Below are 3,496 nucleotides of genomic sequence, written 5' to 3' on the forward strand. Positions count from 1 at the left end.
AAGTACCGTATAGGTTCCTGTGTTCGCACGCATAATGACCGAATGCGTCTCCACACGCTGACCAGGTAAGTTACGTAACCCATTCAGCAAGTCACTATTCGTGATGCCCGTCGCTGCAAATATGATGTCGCCCGAACCTACAAGCTGTTCCATTCGAAGCAATGCATCAGGGTGTCGAATCCCCATCCGCTTGCAGCGCTCTAGCTGTTCCCGACTCTGCACCATGAGCCGACCCTGCATTTCTCCGCCAAGACAGCGGAGAGCTGCTGCAGCCAGCACGCCTTCCGGTGCTCCGCCAGAACCGACGTACAGATCAACGCCACTCTCGATAATTGCCGGTACAATCGCACCGGATACATCCCCATGATCAAGCAGCTTAATCCGAACTCCACTGCTGCGTAGGGCTTCAATAAGTTCACGATGGCGATCTCGCTGGAGAATCATGACCGTGAGATCCTCTACAGACTTGCCCAGCCTTGCTGCGGACTTCTCCAGTGTTACCTCGATCGGATCATCTAAATTGACGTGGCCTGCGAGCAGCGGGCCTACGGCAAGCTTCTGCATATACATATCTGGAGCGTGCAGAAGATTGCCTCTCTCCGCAATAGCGATGACTGACATGCCGTTATTCAATCCATTCGCGACAACTTCTGTTCCTTCTAGCGGATCTACTGCGACATCAACATCCGGCCCGAAGCGGCTCCCAACCTTCTCTCCAATATAGAGCATTGGCGCCTCATCCATTTCACCTTCACCGATTACAACCGTCCCGTTAATCGGAACGGAATCGAACATTTCCCGAATAGCAGAGGTAGCGGCATAATCCGCGCCATGCTTGTCACCCCGGCCGATCCAGGAGGCTGACGCCAGAGCGCCTGCCTCTGTAACACGTGCGATTTCCAGAGCTAGCTGACGATCCATCTCCACTTCTCTCCCTTTTATCTACGACAAGTTGATTTCACTCACGTAATCAAATCCATGACAATGCCTGCAGTTTCCTCAATTGCTTTATCCGTCACATCGATGACAGGGCAACCTAATCGGTCGAACAATGAACGGGCATATTCCAATTCCTCGACGATGCGATCGAGCGAAGCATATCTGGCTAAGACAGGAAGCCCCATCGTCTTCAGCCGCTCAGAACGGATCTTCAATAGATGCTCAGCGTTCATCGTCAAACCGATTATTTTACTTGGGGAGATGCTGTACAGGTGCTCCGGCGGCTGGATTTCAGGCACTACCGGATAATTGACAACCTTCTTCCCCTTATGAGCCAAGAAGACGCTTAATGGTGTTTTGGAGGTGCGAGAGACCCCTAACAGCACAATATCCGCCTTCAAGATCGCATGCAGATCCTTGCCATCGTCACACTTGACAGCGAACTCCACGGCTTCAACGCGCTGAAAATAATCGGCATCCAAACGATGCAGCAATCCTGGCATTCGCTTCGGCTGATCCGCAAACGTATCGACGAAAGCTTGAATCATCGGCCCCATAACATCCACAGCTCGAACATTTAGACGGATTGCATGCTCTTTAATGGCTTCCCGCAATTCAGGCTGAACGAGCGTATACGCGACAAACCCTCCGGATTCGGCAGCCTCCTCCATCAACATGCGGAGCTCTTCTTCATTGCGTACATTCATATAACGCTTAATCCTGATTTGCGGCGCTTCGAATTGGCGTATTGTCGCCTTCACTACAGCCTCTGCCGTCTCCCCGACGGAATCTGAACACACGGTTATCGTATATGACGCGTTCCCCATACGCTTCGTCCCCCTGCTAATCCTGGTCTACTTTGTCGAGCATCAGCTTGATGATCGTCGTCTTCGTAATTCGTCCTACGACATTACCCTCCAGATCAGAACGATTCTCTGGGTAATATACGACCGGAAGGCTGTCTACTTGGTGATGTATCATTTTACGCGCAGCTTCCAATACAGATTCCTCTGGCGTAATCGTTACAATATTCGGTTGTCTGGTCATCACCATGCTGACAGGCATCGAGGACGCATTCGGATTGCCTAATGTAACCTTAAGCAAATCCTTGCGCGAAATGACACCTGCAAGCTTGCCACCTTCATCGGTTACAATTAGACTGCCGATGTTCTCCAAGAATAAGGTGACAACCGCATCCTGTACCGTCGTCTTCACATCAACCACAACTGGCATGCCCTGAACCTGTCCGACCTTCATGTTGCGCAGGACGTAGGAATCCGACTCCTTCTTCTCCGCCTTCTCCCCGAGAAAATAGCCTACCTTGGGCTTTGCTGCAATATAATCGAGCATGACCAGCAAGGATAGATCCGCACGAATCGTAGGTCGACTGACCGTCAACATCTCCGCGATTTGTTCTCCCGTAATGGGGGCATGCTTTTTGACGATTTTAATAATTTCTAACTGTCTCGTTGTTAGTTCGATAGCGCATCCCTCCGTTCCATGCTATAAAGGCCGCTTTGTATCACGATCCCTGTCCATACGTAAAATACGTAGGATTCTGTTCATCTTCTGACAAGATTATAGCATTTCGGGCGGAAAGTGCGTAACTCCCGATTGCAGAAGTTCACGCACTCCGCCCCGTAAGTCATGCGCAGGGTTATAAGGTCAAGCTAATCATACCGCTGCTTCTTGTGATGATTGATCTGCTGGCCGTTCTCCTGCATGTGATTCTGCTTGTCGCCTTAATGCGCCTCCCAGACGTATCTGTGCCTGTGCCGCTGCAATGCGAGCAACTGGAAGCCGATATGGAGAGCAGCTAACATAATCCAAGCCGATCTGATGACAGAACATAATGGATTCATAGTCGCCACCATGCTCCCCACAAATGCTGGTCGTGAGCGTCGGGTTAACAGAGCGTCCTTGATTGACCGCCATCTCAATCAGCTTGCCAACACCTTCTGTATCCAGCACTTGAAATGGATTATGTGGAAGCAGCTTATTTTCCACGTAATGCGTTAGGAACTTCCCCTCCGCGTCATCTCGACTATAGCCAAATGTCATTTGTGTCAGATCATTCGTACCGAAGGAGAAGAAATCCGCAGAACGAGCAATTTCGCCTGCTGTTAATGCCGCGCGAGGCACTTCGATCATCGTTCCTACCTTATACATGCAATTACGTCTCTCTTCACCCAATACCTGTTCCGCCACGAGATCGACAATGTTACGCAGGAATTGCAGTTCATTAACGTGACCGACAAGTGGGATCATAATCTGGGGCTGAACTGCAACACCATCACGAAGACAACGCAGCACAGCTTGGAATATTGCTTCTACCTGCATCTCATAAATTTCGGGGAACATAATTCCAAGTCTACAGCCACGCTGTCCGAGCATTGGATTCGTTTCTTCGAGATCCCGAACTCGGCGGATCATCCGTTCAAGCTCCTTGCGCTCATATTCCTGCTCACGTTCTTCTTGCCCCGAGGAGCGAAGTGCATCCAATCGCTCTGTAAGCTCCTCAAGATTCGGGAGAATTCATGCAGCGGAGGATCGAGCA

3 protein-coding genes and 1 pseudogene are annotated in these 3,496 nt (G+C 50.5%); all 4 read right to left on the reverse strand.

Annotated features, from left to right (window positions below; genetic code table 11):
- On the reverse strand, window positions 1–921 hold a 921-nt coding region (gene glpX, locus AZ66_RS27905; RefSeq protein ID WP_044357893.1), incomplete at its 3' end, for a class II fructose-bisphosphatase.
- 41 nt (window positions 922–962) lie between these two features.
- Window positions 963–1,766: a pyruvate, water dikinase regulatory protein gene (locus tag AZ66_RS27910; RefSeq protein ID WP_021253774.1), complete on the reverse strand. Its 804-nt coding sequence runs from the start codon at window positions 1,764–1,766 to the stop codon at window positions 963–965.
- 16 nt (window positions 1,767–1,782) lie between these two features.
- Window positions 1,783–2,391 (reverse strand): helix-turn-helix transcriptional regulator, encoded by a 609-nt coding sequence (locus tag AZ66_RS27915; protein WP_231587082.1) that lies wholly within the window; start codon window positions 2,389–2,391, stop codon window positions 1,783–1,785.
- Between the two features lie 222 nt (window positions 2,392–2,613).
- Window positions 2,614–3,496, reverse strand: a pseudogene (locus AZ66_RS27920) (putative PEP-binding protein); the annotation flags it as partial.

Origin of the sequence: Paenibacillus sp. E194 (genome assembly GCF_000935845.1) — a bacterium.
In the GTDB taxonomy this organism is placed as follows: Bacteria; Bacillota; Bacilli; order Paenibacillales; family Paenibacillaceae; genus Paenibacillus_B; species Paenibacillus_B alvei_B.